The sequence below is a fragment of the Fibrobacter sp. UBA7003 genome, from assembly GCA_002449765.1.
Lineage (GTDB): Bacteria > Fibrobacterota > Fibrobacteria > Fibrobacterales > Fibrobacteraceae > Fibrobacter.
On sequence record DJXN01000013.1, the window covers coordinates 237,176 to 261,229 of the forward strand.

General features: G+C 49.1%; 17 protein-coding genes. 15 read left to right on the top strand and 2 right to left on the bottom strand.

Annotation, left to right across the window (positions count from 1 at the left end):
• Positions 1 to 18: 18 nt before the first annotated feature.
• From B2952_RS10665 to B2952_RS10730, 14 genes are all read left to right on the top strand, one after another.
• Positions 19 to 2,187 (top strand): glycoside hydrolase family 9 protein, encoded by a 2,169-nt coding sequence (locus B2952_RS10665; protein WP_290736378.1) that lies wholly within the window; start codon positions 19 to 21, stop codon positions 2,185 to 2,187.
• Positions 2,188 to 2,247: 60 nt separating this feature from the next.
• The gene (locus tag B2952_RS10670; RefSeq protein ID WP_290736374.1) at positions 2,248 to 3,003 is read left to right on the top strand and encodes a geranylgeranylglyceryl/heptaprenylglyceryl phosphate synthase; all 756 of its coding nucleotides are present in this window, start codon (positions 2,248 to 2,250) and stop codon (positions 3,001 to 3,003) included.
• A gap of 250 nt (positions 3,004 to 3,253) precedes the next feature.
• The gene (locus B2952_RS10675; protein WP_290736371.1) at positions 3,254 to 3,811 is read left to right on the top strand and encodes a hypothetical protein; all 558 of its coding nucleotides are present in this window, start codon (positions 3,254 to 3,256) and stop codon (positions 3,809 to 3,811) included.
• On the top strand, positions 3,808 to 4,140 hold the full coding sequence (locus B2952_RS10680) for a hypothetical protein (RefSeq protein ID WP_290736369.1): 333 nt from the start codon (positions 3,808 to 3,810) through the stop codon (positions 4,138 to 4,140). The genes B2952_RS10675 and B2952_RS10680 overlap by 4 nt, the downstream gene beginning before the upstream one ends.
• A gap of 59 nt (positions 4,141 to 4,199) precedes the next feature.
• Positions 4,200 to 4,658 carry a right-handed parallel beta-helix repeat-containing protein gene (locus B2952_RS10685; RefSeq protein WP_290736367.1) on the top strand — a complete coding sequence of 153 codons (459 nt, stop codon included), beginning with the start codon at positions 4,200 to 4,202 and terminating at the stop codon, positions 4,656 to 4,658.
• On the top strand, positions 4,645 to 4,869 hold the full coding sequence (locus B2952_RS10690) for a hypothetical protein (protein ID WP_290736365.1): 225 nt from the start codon (positions 4,645 to 4,647) through the stop codon (positions 4,867 to 4,869). Before B2952_RS10685 ends, B2952_RS10690 begins: the two co-directional genes overlap by 14 nt.
• 141 nt (positions 4,870 to 5,010) lie before the next feature.
• Positions 5,011 to 9,948: a RecQ family ATP-dependent DNA helicase gene (locus B2952_RS10695; RefSeq protein WP_290736364.1), complete on the top strand. Its 4,938-nt coding sequence runs from the start codon at positions 5,011 to 5,013 to the stop codon at positions 9,946 to 9,948.
• Between the two features lie 497 nt (positions 9,949 to 10,445).
• Entirely contained in the window at positions 10,446 to 10,820 is a 375-nt protein-coding gene (locus B2952_RS10700) for an ASCH domain-containing protein (protein ID WP_173382165.1), read from the top strand.
• A 178-nt stretch (positions 10,821 to 10,998) separates the two neighbouring features.
• A complete protein-coding gene (locus tag B2952_RS10705) occupies positions 10,999 to 11,577 on the top strand; it encodes a hypothetical protein (protein WP_290736362.1) in 579 nt (192 codons plus the stop codon).
• A 24-nt stretch (positions 11,578 to 11,601) separates the two neighbouring features.
• The gene (locus tag B2952_RS10710) at positions 11,602 to 11,883 is read left to right on the top strand and encodes a hypothetical protein (protein ID WP_173382167.1); all 282 of its coding nucleotides are present in this window, start codon (positions 11,602 to 11,604) and stop codon (positions 11,881 to 11,883) included.
• A complete protein-coding gene (locus B2952_RS10715; RefSeq protein ID WP_290725125.1) occupies positions 11,880 to 12,455 on the top strand; it encodes a hypothetical protein in 576 nt (191 codons plus the stop codon). Before B2952_RS10710 ends, B2952_RS10715 begins: the two co-directional genes overlap by 4 nt.
• A 184-nt stretch (positions 12,456 to 12,639) precedes the next feature.
• Complete coding sequence (locus tag B2952_RS10720) at positions 12,640 to 14,961, top strand: NADP-dependent malic enzyme (RefSeq protein ID WP_290736360.1); 2,322 nt, start codon at positions 12,640 to 12,642, stop codon at positions 14,959 to 14,961.
• 431 nt (positions 14,962 to 15,392) lie between these two features.
• Positions 15,393 to 18,629, top strand: coding sequence for a hypothetical protein (locus B2952_RS10725; protein WP_290736357.1), 3,237 nt, complete (start codon positions 15,393 to 15,395; stop codon positions 18,627 to 18,629).
• An 18-nt stretch (positions 18,630 to 18,647) separates the two neighbouring features.
• Entirely contained in the window at positions 18,648 to 19,394 is a 747-nt protein-coding gene (locus B2952_RS10730; RefSeq protein WP_290736354.1) for a PDZ domain-containing protein, read from the top strand.
• Between the two features lie 116 nt (positions 19,395 to 19,510).
• Here B2952_RS10730 and B2952_RS10735 read toward each other — a convergent pair whose 3' ends face one another.
• Together B2952_RS10735 and B2952_RS10740 are read right to left on the bottom strand one after the other, a co-directional pair.
• Complete coding sequence (locus B2952_RS10735; RefSeq protein WP_290736351.1) at positions 19,511 to 21,595, bottom strand: glycoside hydrolase family 5 protein; 2,085 nt, start codon at positions 21,593 to 21,595, stop codon at positions 19,511 to 19,513.
• Positions 21,596 to 21,786: 191 nt separating this feature from the next.
• Complete coding sequence (locus B2952_RS10740) at positions 21,787 to 23,412, bottom strand: cellulase family glycosylhydrolase (RefSeq protein ID WP_290736348.1); 1,626 nt, start codon at positions 23,410 to 23,412, stop codon at positions 21,787 to 21,789.
• Between the two features lie 241 nt (positions 23,413 to 23,653).
• On the opposite strand from B2952_RS10740, the gene B2952_RS10745 reads away from it, so the two are divergent.
• Positions 23,654 to 24,054 (top strand): GDP-mannose 4,6-dehydratase (locus tag B2952_RS10745; protein ID WP_290736345.1); only part of this gene is annotated, 401 nt, incomplete at its 3' end.

Here is a 24,054-nt window from a genome sequence, read left to right on the forward strand (position 1 = left end):
TATACTATATTGAATAAGATGTTCCCATTGTTTCTACTAGTCGCATTCCTCGCGCCTGTCGCTTTCGCGCAGGACGTGTTCATTACCGTCGACCAGTTCGGGTACCGCCCCGATGCAAAGAAGGTCGCCGTATTGCGTAGCCCCGAGGTGGGTTACGATGCGTCGCTCTCGTATACTCCGGGTGATGTGATGGAGGTCGTGGACAGCGCGACCACGAAGGTCGTATTTTCCGGAGCACCGGTCGCTTTCCAGGAGGGTGCAATCGATACCGCCTCGGGCGATAAAATCTGGTGGTTCGATTTCTCGCAGCTCAATACGCCGGGTACTTACTTTATCCGTGACAAGGCGGATAACCTGAAGCAGTCTTTTTACTTCCGCATCCGGGACGACGTGTACAACGATATCTTGAAGGCGGCGATGCGCATGATGTTCTACCAGCGCGTAGGCATGGCGAAAGAGGAAAAGTATGCGGGCAAGGACTGGGCCGATGATGTGAACCACGCGCAGGACAAGACGGCCCGCCTGTTTACGGACAGCACGAATGCCGCGACGGAACGTGACGTGAGTGGCGGGTGGTTCGATGCGGGCGACTTCAACAAGTACACCATCTGGAACGGCAACTACATCGAGACGCTTCTGCGCGCCTACATGGACGTGCCACGTGCATTTACCGACGACTACAACATTCCCGAATCGGGCAACGGGATTCCCGATGTTCTCGACGAGGTGAAGTGGGGAATGGATCACCTGCTCCGCATGCAGAATGCTGATGGCTCGGTGCTCTCGGTGGTTGACGAGGACCACGTATCGCCCCCTTCGGCGGCGACGGGCCGCAGTTACTACGGCGCCCCCAACGCGATGTCCGCTTACTCTGCGGCGAAGGCGTTCGCGCTCGGTTCCATTGTGGCGGGCAAGCGCGGGAACACCGAATATGCGGCGACGCTCAAGGATGCCGCCCAGCGTGCCTACAAGTGGGCCGAGGCTCACCCGGATTCCATGTTCTACAACAACAAGGCGGAATACGGCACCAAGGACCTTGCGGCAGGCCAGCAGGAAATCGATACCAACTACACGACGGGTGCACGCTTCGCGGTGAAGGTGGCATCGGACTTCGCGATGTACGAACTCACCGGCGATGCGAAATACCTCGGGCGTTTCGAGGCGACTCCCGATAGCCTGCCCCTGATGCGGCAGTACGGCAGCTGGGCGCTCGACCAGTACCGCGTTGCGCACGACCTGCTCTATCTGCAGTACCTGGGCTACAAGGATGCGGATGCCGACGTGAAGGGAATCGTGCAGGAACGCTTCGTCTCGATTTTTGGACAAAGTAAGTATATTGCGGCGGGCCTGGGGGATGACGGCTACCGTTCCTACATCCGCGATTACAACTGGGGTTCCAATTCGGCGAAGGCTTCGAGCGGGCTTTTGTTCGGCAAGATGGCGGCCTACGAAGGCGCGACCTCTGCAGAGGCGCTCACATGGCACGATGCCGCGGAAGATTACCTGCACTACCTGCACGGCGTGAACCCGTTCGGCATGGTGTATCTCTCGAACATGGGTGGCTACGGTGCAGGCAAGAGCGTCACCAAGTTCTATCACGGATGGTTTACGGGCGACAATCCCGCTCCGGGCTACGTGACGGGTGGCGCGAACTCCCGCTATGCGTGGGCGGCCTGCTGCAAGCAGTACGATGCCGACAATTCTGCGAAGGGTTGCGGGAGTGCCGCGAACAACGCGCTCTGCTATGCGGTATCGCTCCCGGTCGGGGAACCGCACGCAAAGATGTACGCGAACATCAACGAGGGCTGGCCCATCGATTCCTGGGAACTCACGGAACCCTCTCTCGGGTACCAGACTGCGTATATCCGGCTCATCTCGCGATTCGTGAAGCAGAAGGGCGTGGATATCGGGGAAAAGTTCGGGAGCGGCTCGACGGATGCCGTGAAGCCTGTCGCCGCGCCGGCAGTGAACCTGAATGTAGCGCTCGCGGGCAATACCCTTGAGGTCGTGAGTTCGGGCGACATTCGCGAAATCCGCCTGTTCGACGTGAACAATCGCGAAACCCTGCGCTGGAATGGGAATGCCCGCCGCGTTTCGCTGGATATTTCCACGCTGAAGCCGGGAGTGTATGCTGTGAGGGCGGTTTCGGGCGCAAAAACGGTGACTCGCCTGGTGCTCAGGCGGTAGCCGCGCCGAAATATTGTATCTTTAAGGGACATGTTCCGCTTGTGAACGAAGGAATTGATTATGAAACCTGGTAAGACCGAACTTCGCCTGAACGCTGAAATCGAGAAACGCGGTGCGCTTTTTGCCGTACTGCTCGACCCCGATACATCCGACGAGGCCGCGTTCGTGAAGGCGGGTGCGATGGCCGCCGAGAACGGTGCCGACCTGCTCCTGGTGGGCGGTTCTTACCTGGGCAACTTCACGCTTCCCAAGCAGGTGGCAGCCCTCAAGGCCAACGTGGACCTGCCCGTGGTGCTTTTCCCGGGTGGCGCTTCGCAGGTCGTTCCCGGTTTCGACGCGATGCTCTTCATGACCCTCGTGAGCGGCCGCAACCCGAACTACCTCATCGACGAGCAGGTGCGTGGAGGCGCGCTCGTGCGTGCACTCAACATGGAAGCCATCCCGACGGCATATCAGCTCATCAACAGCGGCAAGCGTACCACCGTGGAATACATCAGCGGGACCATGCCTGTGCCCGCGAACAAGCCCAAGCTCAGCATGGTGAACTCCATCGCGGCAGAACTCATGGGTATGCGCTATGTGTACCTGGAAGCAGGCAGCGGCGCCGAAGAGCCCGTGCCCGTGGAGCACATCGCTTATACCCGTAAGGCCACCGAGATGACCATCATCACCGGCGGTGGAATCAAGGACCCGCAGACGGCCGCCATCCGCGTGGCCGCAGGCGCGAACATCATCGTGACCGGCACGCTCTGGGAAAAGGTCGAAGACCCGGCGCTTTTGAAAGAGTTTGCTTCGGCAATTCACGTGAAGGGCTAAAAAACTTCGTAATACTTCGTTGCCCCCGACCTCACGTACGCTTAGTACGCTACGGTCGGTAAGGCGCCTCGTCTTACTCGCTTTTGAGCCTTTCAGAAAAACTCATCATTTTACTTCGTTGCCCCCGACTTTAAATGCTGTCATCCTCGGTGCATAGCGGAGGGGATCCATACATTTCTATACCCTCACTTTTTCTCCCTAGCGCGGGCTGTGCAAACTCAACCCGGATTTTGTATATTTTATCTGTTGTATGCAAATATCGGAAAAAATATTTAAAGCGGTCGAGTTTTTTAAAAAGAAGGATTTGTGGGCGAAAATAGCCTTTACCATAATCTTTCTTTCGTATTTGTCTTGTATTCGCGCATGTTTTAATCCTGATCCAATGGCAGCGGATACTTTTCCTATTTATGAAAATGGAGATAAAAATCTAAAGCAATGTGAATTGGATGGCAAGAAGCTTTTTCTAGAACAAGAGTTTCAGAACAATTCCTTTTGGTATAACTTTTTTGTTGATTCTAGGGCTTATCATGTTTGGCATCTCCAATACCAGGACGATGATAACATTAAGAAAAATATTTTGACATATAAATTTGCGCCCAGCAGTGGAGGTATTGGTGGGGGTGTTGTTCAAGGAACGGGTATTGGAATTGATGAACGGCAAGATTCTATCGTTTTTTTTTATGATGCTGAACCACTAGATGGCTTTACAATTGAGGTTAGCCCGTTTAGCGACAAAGTTGTGATTCAGAAAGTGCCCCTTAATCGGGAAATTGGCGATGCGCGCTGCTTTAAGAGGTGGTCCAATTGATTAAGAAATTGATGGATAAGCTCTTTACCTTGACCGCGTTTATTTCTGCGGTGTGCTTGACCGTTCATTATACGCCGGCAGCCTTGATAAAAGGGACCTATAGCTTTTGGTCGGACAACGTTGTATATTTGTTATTCCCTTTAATGACGTTGATTTCGGCTGTTTTGTTGTTGCTTGATTTGTTCTCGCTGAAAATAGAGATTGTCCAAAGAAAGGTTTGGATGATTTTTGCGGCAGTTGGTGTTATTCCGATTATGCCTTTTGCCTTGTTTGGATTCTGCGCTTTTATATTAGACTTAGGTTATTCTTTTATACTCCGCTTGTTTTAGAAAGGGTATCTTTTTTCCAAAAAATAGAGTATATATAAAAGCATATACTCGAGGTGTTTATGGACAAAAGGTTCACTTTCGCGTTTGCGCTTGCCTTCGCGGCAGTGCAGTCGTTCGGTGCCGTGTATTACGTGGCAACCGACGGAAGCGACAGTGCGGCGGGCACAAAGGACAAGCCCTTTGCGACGCTCAACAAGGCAAACAAGGTGGTGGCCGCGGGCGATACCGTGTGGATTCGCGGCGGCATCTACGACCTGCACGATACCGTCTATGTCCCGAGATACAAGATGACTGCTGCCATCCATTTGACTGCAAGCGGCGAAAGCGACGACAACCGCATTCATTACTTTGCCTATCCGGGAGAACGTCCGATTTTCGATGCGACCAATCTCCCGCCCCGATGCCATCGATGTCGCGGTTCCGCCAAAGACAAAGCTTTCCTCGCTGCCAGAATCGCAAAGGCTTTCGTTGCATTATTTCTCGGACAGGCGGCATACCATTGGCGTGCGCACTATTAGTGAAAACAAGAATTCCTTCAAAATTTACGATATAGAAAAAACAGTCGTTGACGTTGTCTCTAACCGGAACAAGGTGGGAATCGAAGAGACCAAGGAAATCCTGACCAATTACCTTGCAAGGCAAGACCGGAACATAAATAAACTCTATCGCTATGCAGAAAAACTTTCGTGCCTGAAAATCCTGAAGATTTATCTGGAGGTTCTTGTATGAATGTCCAGTTAAGATTATTGAACAAGTCAGGGCGTATTTCAAGCCCATTGCGGAAAAAGAGAGCTGTTTTTTTTCACAATCTATAGCATTTCTCGCAAAAAGTGAGTCTTTTATGTCTGAATTCATTTATATTTCAGATGAATGCCTGATTTTAGCAAATTCTTATTTTTTGATTTGGAATATAATCCCGGAACACAGAAAGTTCGGGAATATGGCTATATATTGGGTGAAGAGGAAGTTCGAGCGACAAGCCCGGCAAAATTAGAAGAAGCTTCAGATAAGGCTGAGTTTATCGTTGGACACTATATATTAAATCATGATGCGCCAATACTTAGGCAATATTTTTCTATAGATTTTCCGAATATTAAGGTTCTTGATACTTTGATGCTGTCTTCATTGCTGTTCCCTCGCAAACCCTATCATAGGTTGCGCAAGGAGTATCTACACAGCGAAGATGAAACATCAAATCCTCTACAAGATGCGAGGCTCTGCAAAAAATTATTAGAAGATTGCATCGAAAAATGGAAAATTCTTCCATGGCAACTTCAATGTTTGTTGTTTTTATTTCTGCAGAATGAACCTGGATTTGCGCCTTTTTTTAGTCTTGTTGACATCTCTGAACGGAACGAACTTCGTTCAAAACAATTAGAAATACAGAAATGGTTTCAAAGTCAATACGAAAAAAATATTTGCCTAAATCAAAATTTTGAAAACGAATGGACTGCTTATCGCATCGAATGGTGTTTTCTTCTAATGTTATTCTGCGAAGATGGCCCTACCGACTATATTCCGCATTGGGTTCGCTATCAATATCCTCATCTTGAAGGAATTCTTCGTCGTCGACGCCTTATTCCCTGTGATAATCCGCAATGCCCTTATTGCTCCGAGCAACTAAGCTCCACCAAACAATTAAAGAAATGGTTTGGCTTCAAAGAGTTCCGCTCCTTCAATAAAACGGAGAAGATTCCTTTACAACAACAGGTTGTAGAATCGGCGATGCGAGGGGATTCTTTATTAGCCGTGTTCCAGACGGGTGGAGGAAAGTCTATGACTTTCCAATTACCGGCTCTTATCGCCGGTAATCAAATTGGGGCTTTGACGGTCGTTATTTCTCCTATTGTTGCCTTAATGAAGGACCAAGTGGACGTTCTGACAAAACGTTTTGGAATTGAACGGGCCGCATACATAAATTCCAATCTTTCGCCACTTGAACGGAAGAGTACAATTAAGGCGATTATGGAGAACGAGAAGGATCTTCTCTATATTTCTCCGGAAGCGCTTCGTTCCAATACGATTTTCAAATTATTGAAATATCGTCGTATTGACAGGTTTGTTATTGACGAGGCGCATTGTTTTAGTGCCTGGGGACAGGACTTTCGTGTAGATTATCTTTATCTTGCTGATTTTATAAAGGATCTTGAAGAAGAAAAGAAATTGGAATCTCATATTCCTATAAGCTGTTTTACAGCTACCGCCAAGCAGGACGTCGTTGACGATATTTGCGGTTACTTCAAGAAAAGGATGAATTTAGAGTTAAAAAAGTTCGTAAGCACTGCCGCACGAACAAATCTTGATTATTCAGTGATTAATGCTTCAAAGGATTTTCATGAACGCGGTAAGGAATTAGTCAATCTGTTGAGACAGTATGATGGTCCCAAGATTATATACGCATCTACGGTGAAGACGACAGAAAAGTTGGCAGAGGGGCTGAAAGAATATGGTTTTAAAAGTGGCTGCTATAACGGACAGATGGATGCTGATGTCAAAATGGAAATTCAGGAGAAGTTCCAAAATGAAAGTATTGATACTATAGTTGCTACGACAGCTTTCGGAATGGGTGTTGACAAGGATAATGTTGAATTAGTTGCTCATTATGAGATTTCTAGTACGCTAGAAAATTATGTGCAGGAAGCTGGCCGTGCAGGCAGAAAAAAGGACATGAACGCTTTCTGTGTAGCCTTGTATAATTCAAAAGATTTGGATACTAATTTTCAAATATTGCAACAGTCAAAATTATCCGAAAAAGAAATAGGCGATATCTGGCGCGTTCTCAAAAAACAAAGCGAGAAACGCGATCGTCTTGTTATGTCTGCATTAGAAATCGCAGATAAATGCGGCTGGACAGAGCAAACAGAAAATACGAGTGGCTTGGAAACCAAAGTCAAGCATGCGATTATGCTTCTTGAAGACCAAGGTTTCTTGAAAAGGTTGCGGAACCAAACGCAAATGTTCGGGTCATCGATTGCCATTGAAACTGTTGCACAGGTCCGAAGTGCTTTGGATAGTCCAAATGTTGACAAACAGGGGACTATAGAAAACATTGCTTTCAGGATAATGCGACATATCATTACAAAAAGATGGACAAAAACTCCTGAATGTGCGCTCGATGATATTACAGTGAATTTGGGTATTGAACGTAAAGATGCGAATGAGGCCTTACGCCTTTTACGTAGCAAGCATCTTCTGGATCAGCGCAATGACTGGAGTGCAAAAATTCAGAGGATGGGAACATTCAACAGCAAACGAATGCTTGCTCGAGCGAAAGACTTACAGGAAATCCTATTAAAGAATTGCGAAGGACATTCTGTAGGAGAATTTTTCCCGTTAAATTTAACAAAGGTCAATGCTGCTAGAGGCGAATCTGAAACTGGAACGGAAACTAGAAAGTGTTTGCAGATAATGCGCGGCATGTTACGTTACTGGGCTCATGAGAGCATCGCAGAAATTCATCTAGTTGAAGCCGGGCACCAGTTGTATCAGGTTGAATTCTTGACGGAAATCGAGAAAGTACATAAAAACCTTAGCGACAATTGGGAATGTTTTGAAAAAATTATTGACGTTCTGCTGATTATGCAGAAAGAGCAAGAGAATAAGAAAGATAATTCCTCTAGCGATGCAGTTTGGTTCTCTGTCGATACGCTTATTTTGAGAATTTTTGGAGCGAAAGAAGTCGAAAACCTTGCAAGACAGGCTCAATTTGAATTTGCTTTACTTTTCTTACATCTGATAGGCGCTATAACTCTAGAAAATGGTTTGATGGTGTTCTATACCGGCCTAGTTTTAGATATAAACTCCGAAAATAGAAGTAGGCCGTTTAGTGAACGTGATTTCCAGAAGTTGCATGATTTTTATGAGAATAAAGCCGAAGCAATCCACATTGTTGGCAAGTATGCCGAGATGATGCTTCAAAATAAGTCTGCTGCGCAAGAATTGCTGAATGATTATTTTACCTTGAATATCCAGCAATTCCGGCAGAAATATATGATGACCGCTGATGAAAGAGATGCTGTTTCTGTCAATATGCGCGAACGTATAAATGCAGTAAATAAGGAACAGCGGGCTATTATAAATAGTCCTGCGCGCCATATTTTGGTCGGTGCTGGCCCAGGATCTGGAAAAACTCATATGCTTGTGCATAAGGCCGCCTCTTTGCTTTGGCTGGAGGAAATTCAACCTAATTCTCTGTTGATTCTAACTTTTACCCGTTCAGCTTGTAGAGAACTCCGGAAAAGATTGAACGATTTAGCAAAAGGCCTTGCGCATGGAGTCGCCATTACGACATTCCATTCACTGGCATTCTCCATTCTTGGAATTCAGGGCTCTAAAAAGGATTTCAAGAAGAAAGGTGAGTGTGAAAAGAAAGGCGAAGAAATAATCAATAAGGCAGCGGAGGTTATTGAATCTGGTGAAGACGTCGGAATCGGAACATTGGGGGTGATTCTTGTAGATGAGTTCCAAGACCTTTCCGAATCGGAATACCGGATGCTCAAAGCTCTTTATGACTACGGAGATAAACCTCCAAGACTGATAGCCGTCGGAGATGATGACCAGAGTATCTTTGAATTTCGAGGCAGCTCGTCCGAATTTTTTAGGAAATTCTCCTCGGAATTTGCGAATACTAAGGAATTTTATTTGACCAACAACTATCGATCAGCAGTCAATATAGTTCGCGCAAATGAAGAAATCCTGAGTTATCTAGATTATCGCGTTAAAGATGGAAGAAGGCAAAATAGTGTATGCCTTGAAAATGGGGTGTTGGAATATTATGAAGAATACGACCGTATGCGCGGCGCTTTTGCTGCGGCAAAAATTTTAGTAGAAAAATGCAAAAAGGATAATGGTTCTGCGTGTATTCTCAGCCCAGAAAATGCAGAAGCATTCTTGGCGGCGGCAAAACTGGAGGAACTAGGAGTTGATTGCCGAATTATAAAAGGTCAAGATAGAGAAAAATGCCCTGTTGATTCTGTCCGTGAAATTGTAGGATTCAAGCAGATTGTTGAAACAGATCAGGAGATTGTCAAGAAACCTTGGACTATTGAACAGTTTAAACGAATAGCAGAAAGATATAAACGACATCACAAAGGTGAAAGTTCGTTTGAATTGTTGAATGCTGTTGTTAATGATTTTGTGGATTGTGAAGATGAGGTCACTTTAGGAGGCTTTGAGCAATATCTGAATGATGTTTCTTACGCTGATTTGAGTAAGAAAGGGGATTTGCAGATTAATGTCGGAACAATGCATAGTTCCAAAGGGCTTGAATGGGATCATGTTATATTGAATTTAGGGGATTGGAAGCCAGAGAGTCAAGAACAGTTCCGTTTGCTTTATGTCGCGGCAACCCGTGCAAAAAAATCTCTTACCATTTTAGGCAATGAAAGGGGTCTCCCAAGTTCCTGGATTAGAAATTTCAAGAAAATGGGAAAAGTTGGAGAATGTAGTATTCCTCAAATAATTCATGTAGAAACTGGATTAGGCGATTTGAATTTAGGGAATATTCTTGTAAATGAAAAGAACAAGAATAGGACGCGGTATTTGCAAGAGAAATTTACAACCCTTCCTCTTGGAACAGAAATTGATATTGGATTCAGCCGCGAATTCCAGTGTTATAATACGAATTACAATGGAAGATTCATAGCCGCATTTTCCAGTAACTTTATTAATGATTATCTTAAAAATCTCCAGAAGAATCTTTACAAGCCACAAAAAGCGACGCTGCTACAGGTTTGCAGCTGGCAAGATGATTTTGGACAAGAAATTTGGGTTCCTTTGTTAAGGGTGGAATTCACAAAAACCAGTTAATGGACAAACATAACCAATTGTGAAACTGCTAATTGCATGTCGGTGGCAAGAATGTCAAGGACAAATGCTGTGATTGAAAGATCAAAATGAGGTGCGCTAAAACGTAGAAAATATGTCCCTATAATGGATTGGCGATTACTCGTGTTGGCGCCCCTGAAAAAACGATTGTTGGAAGGTGAATTAGCCATGCTATTCTCGAGTCTTTTTTATCGCCGACAAAATTCAAAAAGTGGCGATAAATCGGCGATAAAATTGAAAAATGGCGATAAATCGGCGGTAAAGTGGCGATAAACCTGAAAAACGGCGAAAAAAACGGCGATAAATCCCGAAAGCGGCGATAAAAACGTCTCCAACGGAGCGAATAAGAATAGGACATATTCCTTGAAGAAGTGACTTAAAGTGGTCGAATTTGACCATTTTAGAGAATGTAGCTGATATTTATACCCCATATTTGCAAACATGGGAAAAACTACTATTTGAATTATTGGAAAAACTCTATGTCCACAATACTCCTTTCCATCAAACCTGAATACGTTCACAAGATTCTCGAAGGCTCAAAGAAATATGAGTTTCGCAGAAGTGTCGCCAAACGCAAGGTGGACCGTATTTTGATTTATTCAACCGCTCCTGAAATGAAGGTCGTTGCGATGGTTGAAGTCCTTGGTGTGATAAAGGATTCTCCGAAAAAGCTTTGGGAAAAGACTCGCGCCCATGCAGGGATTTCTCGCCCGAAGTTCATGGATTACTATGCCAACAGGTCGGTGGCTTACGCTTACCAATTAGGCGAACTGCAAAAATTTGAAACTCCCAAGACACTTGCCGAATATGGCATTACAGCTGCTCCGCAGTCATTCGTGTATATTGAAGGGTAAACTTTTTCCGCAACCAGCTGGTCGAAAATGTCCCTATAAATGTCCCTGTAAAAAGCGGGCGGCCGCCCGAACTGGCTCCAATTCTCTCTTTTTTTTCGAAAATTTTTGCGATTGTCATAATATGACACTGGCAGAATGTATCTTTATTCGCAGGTACACTCTTTCTAGGAGGCTTGAGATGAAAAAGATGCTGTTTTTCCTGATTGTGGCGATATTCCCCGCCCTTGCTATGGCATCGCCTTTCGGTCTAAAGATGGGCATGACGATTAAGGATATTGCCAAGGAGTGCGAAGGCAAACCCGAGTTCGTAAAAAATGATGCCTACCTGATCAAACCAAAGAAAAGTCATCCGTCATTTGAGCATTATATTGTATATGTTGACAAAAATAAGGGCTTATACCAGATTAAAGCAATTTCTTCAGATATCAATACGAATGACTACGGAACGGAATTGCAGACTTCCTTCAACGCCACAAAGGACCGTATTGCAAAGAAATACGGGGAACCTTTGATCCGCGATGAAATCGACCCGGGTTCTGTTTTTCATGATGCGAGCTACTGGATGTACACCTTAAAGGGCGGCGCGCGTACTCTGGCTGCCATTTGGGGGCAAGGAGAAAAACTCGATGATAGTCTTGACATGGTTGTCCTTGAATGTTCCGCAAGTGAGCGATCCACCCGCCAGGGCTATTTAGTCCTTTATTATTACTTCAAGAACGCGGAAAAGATTGAAGACGAACAGGATTCGGTGTTCTAGGAAAAGCAATTTGGCAAACAGTGCTTGCCTGATTTGATGAGGCACCAGGAATTAGGGAAAGAGACGCGACTTGCTATTGGAATGCAAAAAATATATATTGTCTCTAAAACAGGAGAATATGTAATGAGAACGCCAAGTAAAGAATTTATGGGGTGCCTAGAAAATAGTGCTGCCTACCAGTATATTCTCCACACGAAAAAGCCTGATTTTTCGAAATTAAACGATATGTGCAAGGAGTTTGAAAAGTCTATCCTTGAAGCGCAAGAAATTGACCGAAAAAAAATAGAGGAGGCTCTCGGCAAATGATCGTTGAGTTTTCCGTTTATGATACTCCAGCTTTTTCCGTAGAACATTTATTTGAGTCCCCAGAAAACCAGATCCTTATAGAAAAATTTAATGTTTCGAACGATGCTCTAGGGCTGGAGGTCTATTTAAAGAAACAGTCTGTCGTGGATGAAACTAACAAGATGAGTAGGACTTATCTTGTCAAGGACAAGGTTACGGGGGAGCTGGTTGGTTATTTTTCGCTCAAAACTGGATTGATAACACTGCAGGTTTTCGAGGATGCTTTTGAATCAATCCCGGCGATTGAACTTGCGAATTTTGCTGTGAATGATGCTTACCGAAGGAACCACCCGGGAATTAAGCGCATAGGGTATTATATTTTTCTCTCTTTTGTTCGCCCCTTGGCAGAATCTGTCGGCAAGCTCATAGGTGTTAATGCCTTGTATATTTATGCGTTGCCTCAAGAGAAATTGATACAGCACTATACGACTATGGGCTTTTCAAGGCTGCCTCCGGAGCAGGAGGCGTTCGTTCAGAACCACGTTAAGCCCAAATACGACGAAAACTGCATTTTCATGTACCAGACATTGTAGTCTTTTTCCCCTTTCCCCTCCTTGTAGGAATGTAAACTTTTTTCTATATTTGCGTTCCTACGGAACGCATTTAGTGCGGCTCGGCAATGCCAACACAAGTGTTGGCGCTGCACTCGCCTTTTACTAAATTTGTGCCCCGAAAATTAAGTTCCGCGCGGTAATGGCCGGCGGAAAGGAGCCAAGTATGAGCAAGGATTTGAAGGAACAGGCGCTCGAATACCATTCCATGGGCAAGCCCGGCAAGATCGAAATCGTGCCGACCAAGCCGCACAGCACCCAGACGGACTTGGGCCTCGCTTACACTCCGGGCGTTGCCGCCCCCTGCCTCGAAATCGAGAAGGACAATAACCTGGCCTACGAATACACGGGCAAGGGCAACCTGGTCGCGGTGATTTCTAACGGCACTGCGGTGCTCGGGCTCGGTGACATCGGCGCTCTCGCGGGCAAGCCGGTGATGGAAGGCAAGGCGCTCCTGTTCAAGATTTACGCGGGCATCGACGTATTTGACATCGAAATCAACGAGAAGGACCCGAAGAAGTTCATCGAAATCGTGAAGGGTATCGCCCCGACGTTCGGCGGCATCAACCTGGAAGATATCAAGGCTCCGGAATGCTTCGAGATCGAGAACACGCTGAAGGCGGAACTCGACATCCCCGTGATGCACGATGACCAGCACGGTACGGCCATCATTTCTTCGGCGGGCCTCCTGAATGCCATCGAGGTTGCGGGCAAGAGCATCCGCGACGTGAAGATGGTGGTGAACGGTGCCGGCGCTGCCGCCTGCGCCTGCACCCGCTTGTACCTGTCGCTCGGCCTCAGGAAAGAAAACCTGGTGATGTGCGACAGCAAGGGCGTTATCCGCAAGGACCGCAAGGGCCTTACCGAGGCGAAGGCTTTCTTTGCGACTGACCGCACCGACATCGAGACTCTTGAAGATGCCATGAAGGGCGCCGACGTGTTCGTTGGCCTCTCGAAGGGCAACATTCTGACCCGCGAGATGGTGCGCAGCATGGCCGACCAGCCGATTGTTTTCGCGCTCGCGAACCCGACTCCCGAAATCAGCTATGAAGAGGCGATGGCGAGCCGTGGCGACCTGATTTTTGCGACGGGCCGCAGCGACTACCCGAACCAGGTGAACAACGTCATCGGTTTCCCGTACATTTTCCGCGGGGCGCTGGACGTGCGCGCGACCTGCATCAACGAGCACATGAAGCATGCGGCCGTGCGTGCGATTGCGGCACTTGCGCACCAGCCGGTGCCCGACGTGGTGAACATTGCCTACAACGCGCAGCGCTTTACCTTCGGCAAGGAATACTTGATTCCGAAGCCGCTTGACCCGCGCCTGCTTACGGAAGTTTCTATCGCCGTCGCGAAGGCGGCCATCGAGAGTGGGGTGGCCCGCAAGCCGATTACCGACTGGGATGCCTATTACGACAAGCTTCGCGACATGATGGGCTACGACAACAAGCTTATCCGCCAGTTCAGCGATACGGCCCGCAGCAACCCGAAGCGCGTGGTGTTCGCCGAGAGCAACCTGAACATGCTCAAGGCTGCCGTGCAGGCGAAGGTGGAAGGCGTTGCACACCCGATTGTGCTCGGCAACCCGGAACGCATCCAGATTATCGCCCAGCGCGAACAGCTCGACCTTACGGGCATCAAGATTGTGAACCCGCGCTCGCCCGAGGAATTCGAACGCCGCCGCAAGTACGCGACGATTTACGCCGAGGAGAACGGCCGCAATGGCGTGACGCTCGACGAGGCCCGCGACGACATGTTCGAACCGAACCATTTTGGCATGATGATGGTCAAGACGGGCGATGCTGACGCGTTCATTACGGGCGGCTACTCCAAGTACAGCGAGACGATTGAACTTGCGAAGGAAATCATCGGCATCCGCGAGGAATACAAGCACTTCGGTGCAATGCATATCCTGAGCACGCGCAAGGGAACGTTCTTCCTGGCCGATACGCTCGTGAACCGCGACCCCGATGCCGAAACGCTCGTGGATGTCGTGAAGCTCACACACGACGCGGTGCGGTTCTTCGCTCACGAACCGGTGATGGCGATGCTCAGCTACGCGAACTTCGGCAGTGACAAGGAAGCGGCCCGCGGTACGGCAAACAAGGCCCGCGATGCGGTGAAGATGATTCACGAGCAGTTCCCGGACTACATGATCGATGGCGAAATGCAGGTGAACGTGGCGCTCGACAAGCAGCTGCGCGATACCAAGTACCCGTTCAACAAGCTCAAGGGCCAGACGGTCAACACGCTTATTTTCCCGTGCCTCTCTTCTGCAAATACGACCTGCAAGATGCTCCTCGAGATGGGTGTGGGCGAATCCATCGGCCCCGTGCAGATGGGCCTGAACAAGCCAGTGCATTTCACCGACTCCGACGCCTCCGTGCACGATATCTTCAACCTGACGGTCGCCGCCGTGATCGACGCGATTGTGCAGGAGAAGAAGGACGAGGAAAAGAGCCGCAAGAAGTTCGACAAGATGTGGTAATCACGTCTTGTAATGCTGAAAATACGACAAAAGGCGCCGCGAGTGAATCGCGGCGTCTGTCTTTTTGTGAATAGAATGATTGCGGGTGGGGCGATAAAGCGTTTTTGCAAACGAAATTGGCAAGTGTAATGATATTAAATTGTTTGTAAAATTAAACATAAGCAGATGTGTTGTTGAGGTCGTTTTATTCTTAATAAATTGTATAAAGCGTTATAAACAAAATAACGTAACGGTTGATATTTTGTGAATAAACTATGGAATGGTGATTTTTTTTGCATTTACTTTTTTATTACTTTATTGTGTTTTTTAATAAATTATTTAGACAAATTTGTATGTAAGAACTATATTTTGGGGTTGAGTGATATAATTGGGTTTAGATGCCATTGTATTACTTTTATTTAAATTGTTTCTCTCAAAAAAGAAGGATAAGTATGAGAACAACAAAATTGAATGGCATAATGCTTGCTATGGTGCTTGCTGGGCAGGTGCATGCTATTTCGGTAGATTTCTATGACGAACAGCAAAATAACTCGTCTATGACGGGGATTCGTCTTAGGATTAACAATGATTCGAACGCTCCGATTGCGAATGCAAAGGTCCGTTACTACTTCCACAGGTCTTCTTCGGCTCCGTATGCTGTTGATAGCTACTATATTGCCGGTGCAACAATGACTGTGAACGACGTGAATTCCGAACTCGCGTACGTTGAACTGTCGGTGCCGTCTGTTCCTGTGGGATACTATCCGGATATGGCCGGTTTTAGTTTGGCACTCCATGATGAATCCTGGGGTGCCTGGAATAAGGGCTTGGATTACAGCTATCAGCTGACATCAACGATGCTCGAGAATGCTAAGGTTGTCCTGCTTTCGGGCGACGATGTGATTTTCGGTGAGGCCCCCGATGCAGTTGTTGTCCCTGAAACGGGAAAACTCAAGATTTCTGGCATCAGGTTCTCTGAAAATGCTTGGATTGAAATCAAGAACGTCGGTAATGTAGATGCTGTTCTGGCTGATCACCAACTTGTCAATACGAACGGTGATGTGTTTGCGCTTGGAACAGGAACCCTTGCTGCAGGCGAAGTCCTTCGTGTTTGCGAAAATCAGGCCGCATGTGCTAACTTCACAAACGCTCTTGTTGTCCCGAATTTCGGCTGGGATGACGTTGGTGAAGCTATCCTGAAGAAGGATGCTTCTATGGTTTCGTACGTCGCTTGGGGTGAAGCTGGCGCAAACGCCTCCGATGCTAGCAATGCTGGCCTGTGGAATGACCCGATGGATTATTTCCACGCCGAGGAACAGGCGCAGGTTTATGGGGTGAGCTATACCAAAAATACGTTCTTCCGTCTCAAGGCCAAAAAGTCTGGAGCAAAGATGGAAGACTGGTTTAGCTTTACGAGCAACGACAACCCTGTGGAATCTGCTTCGTCTCCGAATCCCATCAAGCTGTCTGCCAATAAGCCAGTTATTAAGTATATCCCTGGCGATAACGGTATCCTCTTTAGCTGGGTGCCTGTAGAGAATACGGAATCGTACAGAATTGTCATTTTCGATGCGAATCAGAATGTTGTTTACGATGAAGTGACTCAGGAAACCGCAGTGTCCGTGCCTCTTGCTCAAGGTAATTATTCATGGGCTGTCTATGGCAGTGATTCGTTTGATGATGATTCTCGTTGCCCTGAAGTGAATGGAGCGATTAGTTGCCATATCTTAGAACATATAGGGATCGAACAAGCTAATATCAATACCAACATTTATAAAAAGTTGGATGTAGAAAAAATTGCTGCAAGGCGTGATACGAGGTTGCTTGATTTGGCTTGGTTGAATGATACTCCCAAACATTCTTGGGATAAGCCTAATCTTGATGCAGTGAATTACGATACCCATGAAGCGAATAGGTGCTGGGCTGTCGCGATTGAGCTGATGAACCACTACTATGGTGGAAATCTGACTCAAGACGAAATTGTTTTCAAGGCGAAATTTAAGAAAGATGAACCATTGCTGTCTGCTCTTGATATGGATGGTGGCAAAATGGCTGTTGATCCTGTAACGAAGCAATTGATTCTTGATCCGGTGAGCGGAGATCCGATTGGTGATCTCCCTGAAACAATGAAGTGGGCTTTGAAGGTGAATCGTTTGAACTATGGTGCAGGAGCCCCGTCCTATGCGACTGTGAAAAATGCGATTGATAATAACAAATTAGTCTATGTTGGTATTCCTCAACATGCGATGGTAATCTATGGTTATGTTGGGGATGCAAGTAACTATGCGTTCTATTATGCATTTGTTTCGAATAATGGAGACTTTGGTAATTCCTTGTACAAGGATACCCCGATTACGGAATACTTTATCCCGGATGTCCAATATGGAAATGTGCAAATGTCCGATTACCGCGTCGGCTATGATTCTGACGGCGATGGTATCACGAATTTTGATGAAGCGGTGAGGTTTGAGACGGATCCGAGCAGCGCTGATACGGATAATGACGGTATCGAAGACAAGAGGGAAATATTCAAATATACGTGGAAGGCGAATGACTATTGTTCCAATTGTGGTCCTTTGAGTGATATTCAAGCCACGGCAGACAAGAACAAGAATGATGTTCGTGCAGAGCGTGATCCGGACGATGATGGCGACGGGATTGAAGATGGCCTGAAGGGTAAAGATATGGTGATTACGATGGACGTTCCGGGTGATTACACCATTTTCGGACGCGAATACGTGACCATCAATGACAATGCAAAGTGCTATGATACCCCGTACGAGAGTAATTCTTATTGCAGTCTGGCTTCTGGCGACGAGAATAAGTTTGCGTACAATATCTCGTACAGGCCGATTACCATTGGCGCTCGCGCTCATGTCGGCAATGTTGATTTCTATAATATGCCGTTCAACTCGGCGTTCCCGGGAGAACACAGGACGTCTATGTTGCGCAATTCCTCTGTTGTTCATGGTGACGTGAACATATATGGCGTATCTATCGAGTATCTGAATCAGCATAGGGAGGAATATAAGGCTATTGGCGATATGGATGCATTCCTCAATACGGTTGATCCGACGGAATACCTTTCCAGGCAGAATAATGCTGTGGTTGAAGGCTCCGTGAATATGAAGAAGCAAAGTGATTGGAAGCAAGAATACACCTACGCATATTCTAGCGATATGCCCGAGATTCCTGATTCTAAGGTGAAGGTTGTCCGTAATGGCGAAACCTACCACCTGAAGGATGGCGACGAGTTCTACACCCTCCGTGTGGAAAGCGGTGCTACCCTGATTGTCGAACCGGGTGAAATGTTTGTTTCCCACTTGCTCCAGATTGAACCGAATTCTAACATCCGTTTTGCCGAGCCGGGCAAGGGCACCGTTCTCCATACGAACGGAAGCATCATCTGGCGCAGCTACAACAGCGAGCCCGCAAGCAATACCCAGTACTGGACGAACGTGGCCAAGGGCTTCAAACTGGCTCACCATTCTTCTAAGGCTGTTTATTTTGAAGGCATGTGGGCCGGAACCATCTTTGCTCCGAAGTCAAAGATTATCATGGGCCAGACTGTCAAGACTATTTATGGCCGTATCCTTGGTCGTGATGTTGTTGTCCATCAGTTTGCGAAAATCTTCCGCGTTGATTTTGCTCCGACTGACGTGATGCAGATTGCTTACCTTGCGGATTAATTATAGGAGGAATTTATCATGAATACATTAGTAAAAATTGCTACCGTATCGTCCTTTCTCGCCGCATCCGCTTTTGCGGAAGAATCCTTTGGCGGCATCGGCGTGGTTTACCGCCTTGCAGGTGACGGAGCCGAAATCCAGGAAGTGATTCCGGGCTCTCCTGCCGCAGAGACCAAGATTCAGGCTGGAGATGTGATTGTCGCTGTTGATGGCGAATCTATTGCCGGCAAGAAGTCTGCAGCGGTCAAGGCTGCCCTTCGCGGAATAGAGAACAAGCCCGTTGTGCTCACCTACGTAAGCGAAGGCGACACGCTCATGGAAACGCTCCGTCGCGTGAAGCTCACGGTCAAGGATCTGAATTCTGTGGCCGAAGCGGAACAGGCCGACAAGAAACTGCTCGCTGTCCTCGAAAACGGCAAGGTAATCGGTGATTCGGATGCCACTTCGGATGCGATCCTCGAAGGTGTCTATGTCGATAACCTTCAGATTCCTGCCCAGAGCGAGGACAAGCAGGTGAAAGAAGGAAGCGCCAAGCTCAGCTACTTTACGCGTAGCGTAATCCGCGTCAAGCTCGAATACGCCGGCGCCTTCACGGTGTCGGTGACGGATTCGAAGGGCAATGTGCTCAAGTCGTTCGAAGAGACGGCGGGCCATGCCGGCGTGAATACCATCGTCTGGGACGGCTCCCTGATTCCGGATGGTCGTTACGTTGTTTCCGTCGAACATAACGGAACGGTCAGCGGCAAGAACATCTTGCTTAAGTAGTTGTTTATTCCATTGGGGTTAGTAAATATCCCCCGCGGCGTTCGCTGCGGGGGATTTCCACACATCCAAAGGATTTTTGTCTGGCTAGAACACTCCAACCTTGCCAGGCAATAAATTTACTTCAGAATGACCTTCTGCACGAGCTGCTGGCTGCCCTGGCGAACGATGAGCATCGCCACGCCGCGGTAGGTGCTGCGCAGTTCAACTGCGTTCGCGCCCTTGCTTGTGCTGAAGCTCTGCTGAGCGATGACTTCGCCCTTGGTGTTCAGGAGCATCGCCTTGGCCATGCCGGCGGAGGTGGTGCTGAACGAGGCGGTCACGAGGCCCGGCTGCACGTTCACGAACATCTTGGACGTTGCGGCGACTGCTGCGGGCTTGATGGCGCTGGTGCCGCTGATGGGGACGACCTTGGCGGTTGCGATACCTTCGGCCTGCGGTTTCTTGTCGAAGTCGTCGATGATTTCGGTAGAACCGTCGGCCTTGATGCCCTTGATGTAGTCAAAGACGATGGTGCCGGTGACCTGCGTGCCGTAGAGGTTCAGGCCGATGGCGTTTGTGGAGTTGAGGTCGGTCGGCTTGGTGCGGAAGTCATCCCACTTGATCTGGAAGGTCTGGAACTTGGATCCGTCGAGTTCCTTGTCGGCCTGTTCCATAACGGGCGCGTCGAACCATGCCCAGCTGCTGCCGGTCATCATGAAGAGGTCCATGGAAGTCCAGCCGTATTCGCCGCAGCCGTCGCCTGCGCCGGTGCAACCGCCCGCGGTGGTGACGGAGCCCTTCAGGCTGATTTCGATGCCGACATACTTGGAAAGGTCGGTGTTCGAACCGGAAAGGTTGATACGGAGCGTACCCACTTCGCTGGAGTCGGAGGTTAAGGTTTTGTAAGTGAGCTCGGCACCCTTGCCTTCGCCTTCAGGAATGTCGGGGTTCTGGTTGACAATGGAATCAATGCTGTTGCCCGGGAGAGCGGCCAGGCCGTATGCTTCACGCATGGCGTTCAAAGTTTCAAAGTCGGTAATGTCGCCCACGTTGCCGCCGAACTTGTTCACCTGGCGGCGGATAATGGTGAAGTTGCCGTCGCCTTCGTCACCGGTATCCCACACGCAAGGAACGAGACCGTTCTTCTTGGCTGCGGCGACCGTGTAGCCGTACCAGGCGGCACGGGCCTTCAGGTGGGCCTTCAGGTTGTCGCCGGTGAGGGAGAAACGCTTGACTGCGCCCATTTCGCCGATCACGACCGGGATTCCCTTGTCGTAGAAGCGGCTCTTGAGTCCGCCGAACAGCTGGTCGATGGAATTCTTGGAACCGAGGGCGGAACCGGAACAGGTGTGTGCGGCGTCGTTGCCCGGAGTCTGGTCTTCCCAGTAGTAGAACATCTTGCCCCAGTCTTCGTCACCGCCGGTCATGAGCGAGAACTGATACGGGTAGAAGTGGACTTCGGCCATTGTGTAGCCGTCGCCAGCCGGGTCGGTCGGGTACATGGAGGCGAGAAGCGGAGACTTGTCAATTTCGGTACGCGGGGCCTGCACGACTACGATACGGGTGGCGTTGTTGCCGCCGGTAGAGCGCACGGCCTTGAGGCATGCTTCGTGATAGCTCTTGAGAACCTGCATACGGGTTTCGTCAAATGCCCACTGGCCGTTGTCCGCACCGCCGTTCCACGGGTCGTTCACGCCCGGTTCGTTGGCGGATGCGAAAATCAGGTGTTCGTCGTAGGCGGCGAATTTGGTGGCGATCTGCTTCCAGTAGCTTTCCTGCTTGGCGGCAACTGTTGCTGCAGAAATAGTCACTTCGCCAGTCTTGTCGAAGCCCTTGCCGTCGAACACGTGGTCTTCGAGCCAGCCGCCATCCCAGTGGCTGTTCAAGATGGCGTACATGCCGTTGTTGATGACGAGGTCGACGACGGTCTTGACGGAATCGAGCCAGCCGGCGTTAATGGTGCCGTTAGAAGCGTGGCTGTCCCACGCGCAGGGGATACGCACGGTGTTGAAACCGGCATCCTTGATGGCCTTCACGTAGGCGGCGTCCGGGAAGGGGTTGCCCCAGTCGGTCGGGTTCTTGGGTACTTCCATGGTATTACCGATGTTGTAGCCGAGACCAATCATGGGGAAGATTTCGGTCGCCTTTGGGAGAGCGAATGCTGCCGTGCTGGCGAGAGAGAGCGCGCCGAACACGATTCCAAACTTTCCGATACCAAACATTTTGACTCCTTATATGGTATGTGCGGGCATGGCTTGCCCAGCTATTGTTTTCCTTGAAATTAGATTCTGTGGGTGCGTTTTAAAAGAAAAATGTGCATCCGCACGTTTTTTGCGGTGTAGAACACTCAACGGGGCGTTCAAGGCTTAAATTGCCGTTTCTGGTCGAAAATCGGCAATTTTGCCAAAAAAAATTATTTCACCTGCACACGGAGTGTCTGCGAACCGCTACGGGCGATATACACGCCCTGACGGAGCCCGCGCAGGTCCATTTCGCTATGGCCACTTGCGATTTTCGCGCTGGACACACGCACCATGTTGCCGTTCAGGTCGAACAGGCGGATGGCTGCGTTCGAGCGGAGCGTGCTTCCGTCGCGTACGAGATTCGCGTTGACGTGACTGCCCGCGAGAACGTCTGGCGATATTCCTGTCCAGCCGCATTCCGGAATCATCGCATCGCAGGGGGAGATTCCCGAACTGCTCGAAACAGGCGCGATTGCGGAACTGCTCGACGGCGGAGTGACTGTGCTGCTGCTCGATGTCGGCTCCGTGCCACCGCCGGTAATGAAGTCTTCCACGTGCGTCACGCCCGTGTTCACATAGTTGCCGAGGTTATACACGCTGCGCATCGCGTTGATGACGTCGGTTTCGAGCACCTTGCCCACAGGGCTGCTCTGGCGACGGATGTAGGCCATGTTGTCGTAGCCGGAATTGCTCTCGTTGCCCATGTCCCAGAGAATGGGGGTGAGGCCGTACTGTTTGGCCGCGCTCACCACGTCCTTGTGCCACTGCACGCGGCCCTGTTTGTGGAGGTTCAAGTCTGAACCGCTAAGTTCCGGAGAACGAACGTTTGCACCGAATTCACCGACAATCACCGGATAGCCCTTGTCCACGTAATTCGTCTTCATCTTGGCGAACTGTTCCTGCGGATGGGTGATGCTTGCAAGTTTGGAATCGATGGAACCTGCCCACGCATTGTAGCCCGCGTTGCGCTTGGGCTCGCTTGCCTTCTGGTAATTACCGTAGTAGTACTGCGGCATAATGGGCTCGCTCGCACCCCAGTTCTGTTCGCTGGTCATGAGCGTGTACTGGTACGGGTCGTAGTAGTGCACCTCGAACATCAGATAGCCTGTTACCTTGTCCTTAGGGAACGTGCTTACGGGCGCGTTCGCGACAGATTTGTCGATGTCGGTGTTGAGACCCTGAATAATCAAGGTGCGTGTTTCGTTGTTTCCGCCGGTGGCGCGCACTGCGTCGATAAACGTCTGGTAGTAGTGCATCAGCGTGCTTACGTGCTGGGCCGTCCAGGGGTCCACATTCGGGCCGGGTTCGTTTGCGCCCGCGAAAATCAAGCGCTCGTTGTAGTTCTTGAATTTGTTCGCAATCTGCGTCCAGTACGTCTTCATCTTGTTGTCAACAGTCGAGTTGACGCTCGTGCCGATGTTTGTCTGGAACCAGCCGCCTTCACCCTCGTGGTGGATGTTCAAAATCGTGTAGAGGCCCGCGCGCATCGCATAGTCGACGACCGTCTTCACGGAATCGAGCCAGGTTTCTGTGACCTTGCCGCCGCTCGTGTGGCTGTCCCAGGCGCAGGGAATGCGTACCGTGTTGAAGCCTGCCGCCTTGACGGAATCAAGCAATGCCTGCGTGGGGAAGGGGTTGCCCCATGCGGTCGGGTTGTTCGGCACTTCCATTGAGTTGCCGATGTTGAACCCCATGCCCATGTTGGCCTGGACCTGCTTTGCGGTGGGGAGCGCCGCCGTTGCAGAGATTGCGCCCGCGATGGCGAAAATGGCTGTTTTTGCGAGAATTTGCTTCATTTGGATTCCTCTGAAAGTAACCCTAATACCACTACACGCCTCAAATGTATATTGAAAATGGCAGGAGTGCGCGAAAAATTGACGGCCCTGCCCAAATACTATTGAATGATTTGCAACAAAGTGTAAATGGAAATTTACGGTTGCAGGTGAAAAATTGGTTTTTTTCGCTCAAAAAGCGATATTTCAACTTGGAGCGGCGGGCTGCAACTTCTATATTATCCCCAAATAATTGGAGAATCGCATGAAACGATCCATTGTCATTACCGGCGGCGCTGGCTTTATCGGGAGCCATGTAGTTCGCCTGTTCGTGAACAAGTACCCGGAATACAAGATTATCAACCTCGATAAGCTTACCTATGCGGGCAACCTCGCGAACCTCAAGGACATAGAGGACAAGCCGAACTACAAGTTCGTAAAGATGGACATCTGCGACTTTGACGCGTTCTACAAGCTCATGCAGGACGAACATGTCGACGGTATCATCCACCTGGCGGCAGAAAGCCACGTGGACCGTTCCATCAAGGACCCGTTCACCTTCGCGAAAACCAACGTGATGGGAACTTTGAGCCTGTTGCAGGCCGCGAAACTCTACTGGGAAAGCCTCCCCGAAAAGTACGAAGGCAAGCGCTTCTACCACATCTC

Coding starts and splice junctions, on each gene's coding strand:
- B2952_RS10730 (WP_290736354.1), top strand. CDS start 18,648: ATGAATACATTAGTAAAAATTGCTACCGTATCGTCCTTTCTCGCCGCA.
- B2952_RS10675 (WP_290736371.1), top strand. CDS start 3,254: ATGCAAATATCGGAAAAAATATTTAAAGCGGTCGAGTTTTTTAAAAAG.
- B2952_RS10685 (WP_290736367.1), top strand. CDS start 4,200: ATGGACAAAAGGTTCACTTTCGCGTTTGCGCTTGCCTTCGCGGCAGTG.
- B2952_RS10735 (WP_290736351.1), bottom strand. CDS start 21,595: ATGTTTGGTATCGGAAAGTTTGGAATCGTGTTCGGCGCGCTCTCTCTC.
- B2952_RS10705 (WP_290736362.1), top strand. CDS start 10,999: ATGAAAAAGATGCTGTTTTTCCTGATTGTGGCGATATTCCCCGCCCTT.
- B2952_RS10740 (WP_290736348.1), bottom strand. CDS start 23,412: ATGAAGCAAATTCTCGCAAAAACAGCCATTTTCGCCATCGCGGGCGCA.
- B2952_RS10700 (WP_173382165.1), top strand. CDS start 10,446: ATGTCCACAATACTCCTTTCCATCAAACCTGAATACGTTCACAAGATT.
- B2952_RS10695 (WP_290736364.1), top strand. CDS start 5,011: ATGCCTGATTTTAGCAAATTCTTATTTTTTGATTTGGAATATAATCCC.
- B2952_RS10715 (WP_290725125.1), top strand. CDS start 11,880: ATGATCGTTGAGTTTTCCGTTTATGATACTCCAGCTTTTTCCGTAGAA.
- B2952_RS10665 (WP_290736378.1), top strand. CDS start 19: ATGTTCCCATTGTTTCTACTAGTCGCATTCCTCGCGCCTGTCGCTTTC.
- B2952_RS10725 (WP_290736357.1), top strand. CDS start 15,393: ATGAGAACAACAAAATTGAATGGCATAATGCTTGCTATGGTGCTTGCT.
- B2952_RS10720 (WP_290736360.1), top strand. CDS start 12,640: ATGAGCAAGGATTTGAAGGAACAGGCGCTCGAATACCATTCCATGGGC.
- B2952_RS10670 (WP_290736374.1), top strand. CDS start 2,248: ATGAAACCTGGTAAGACCGAACTTCGCCTGAACGCTGAAATCGAGAAA.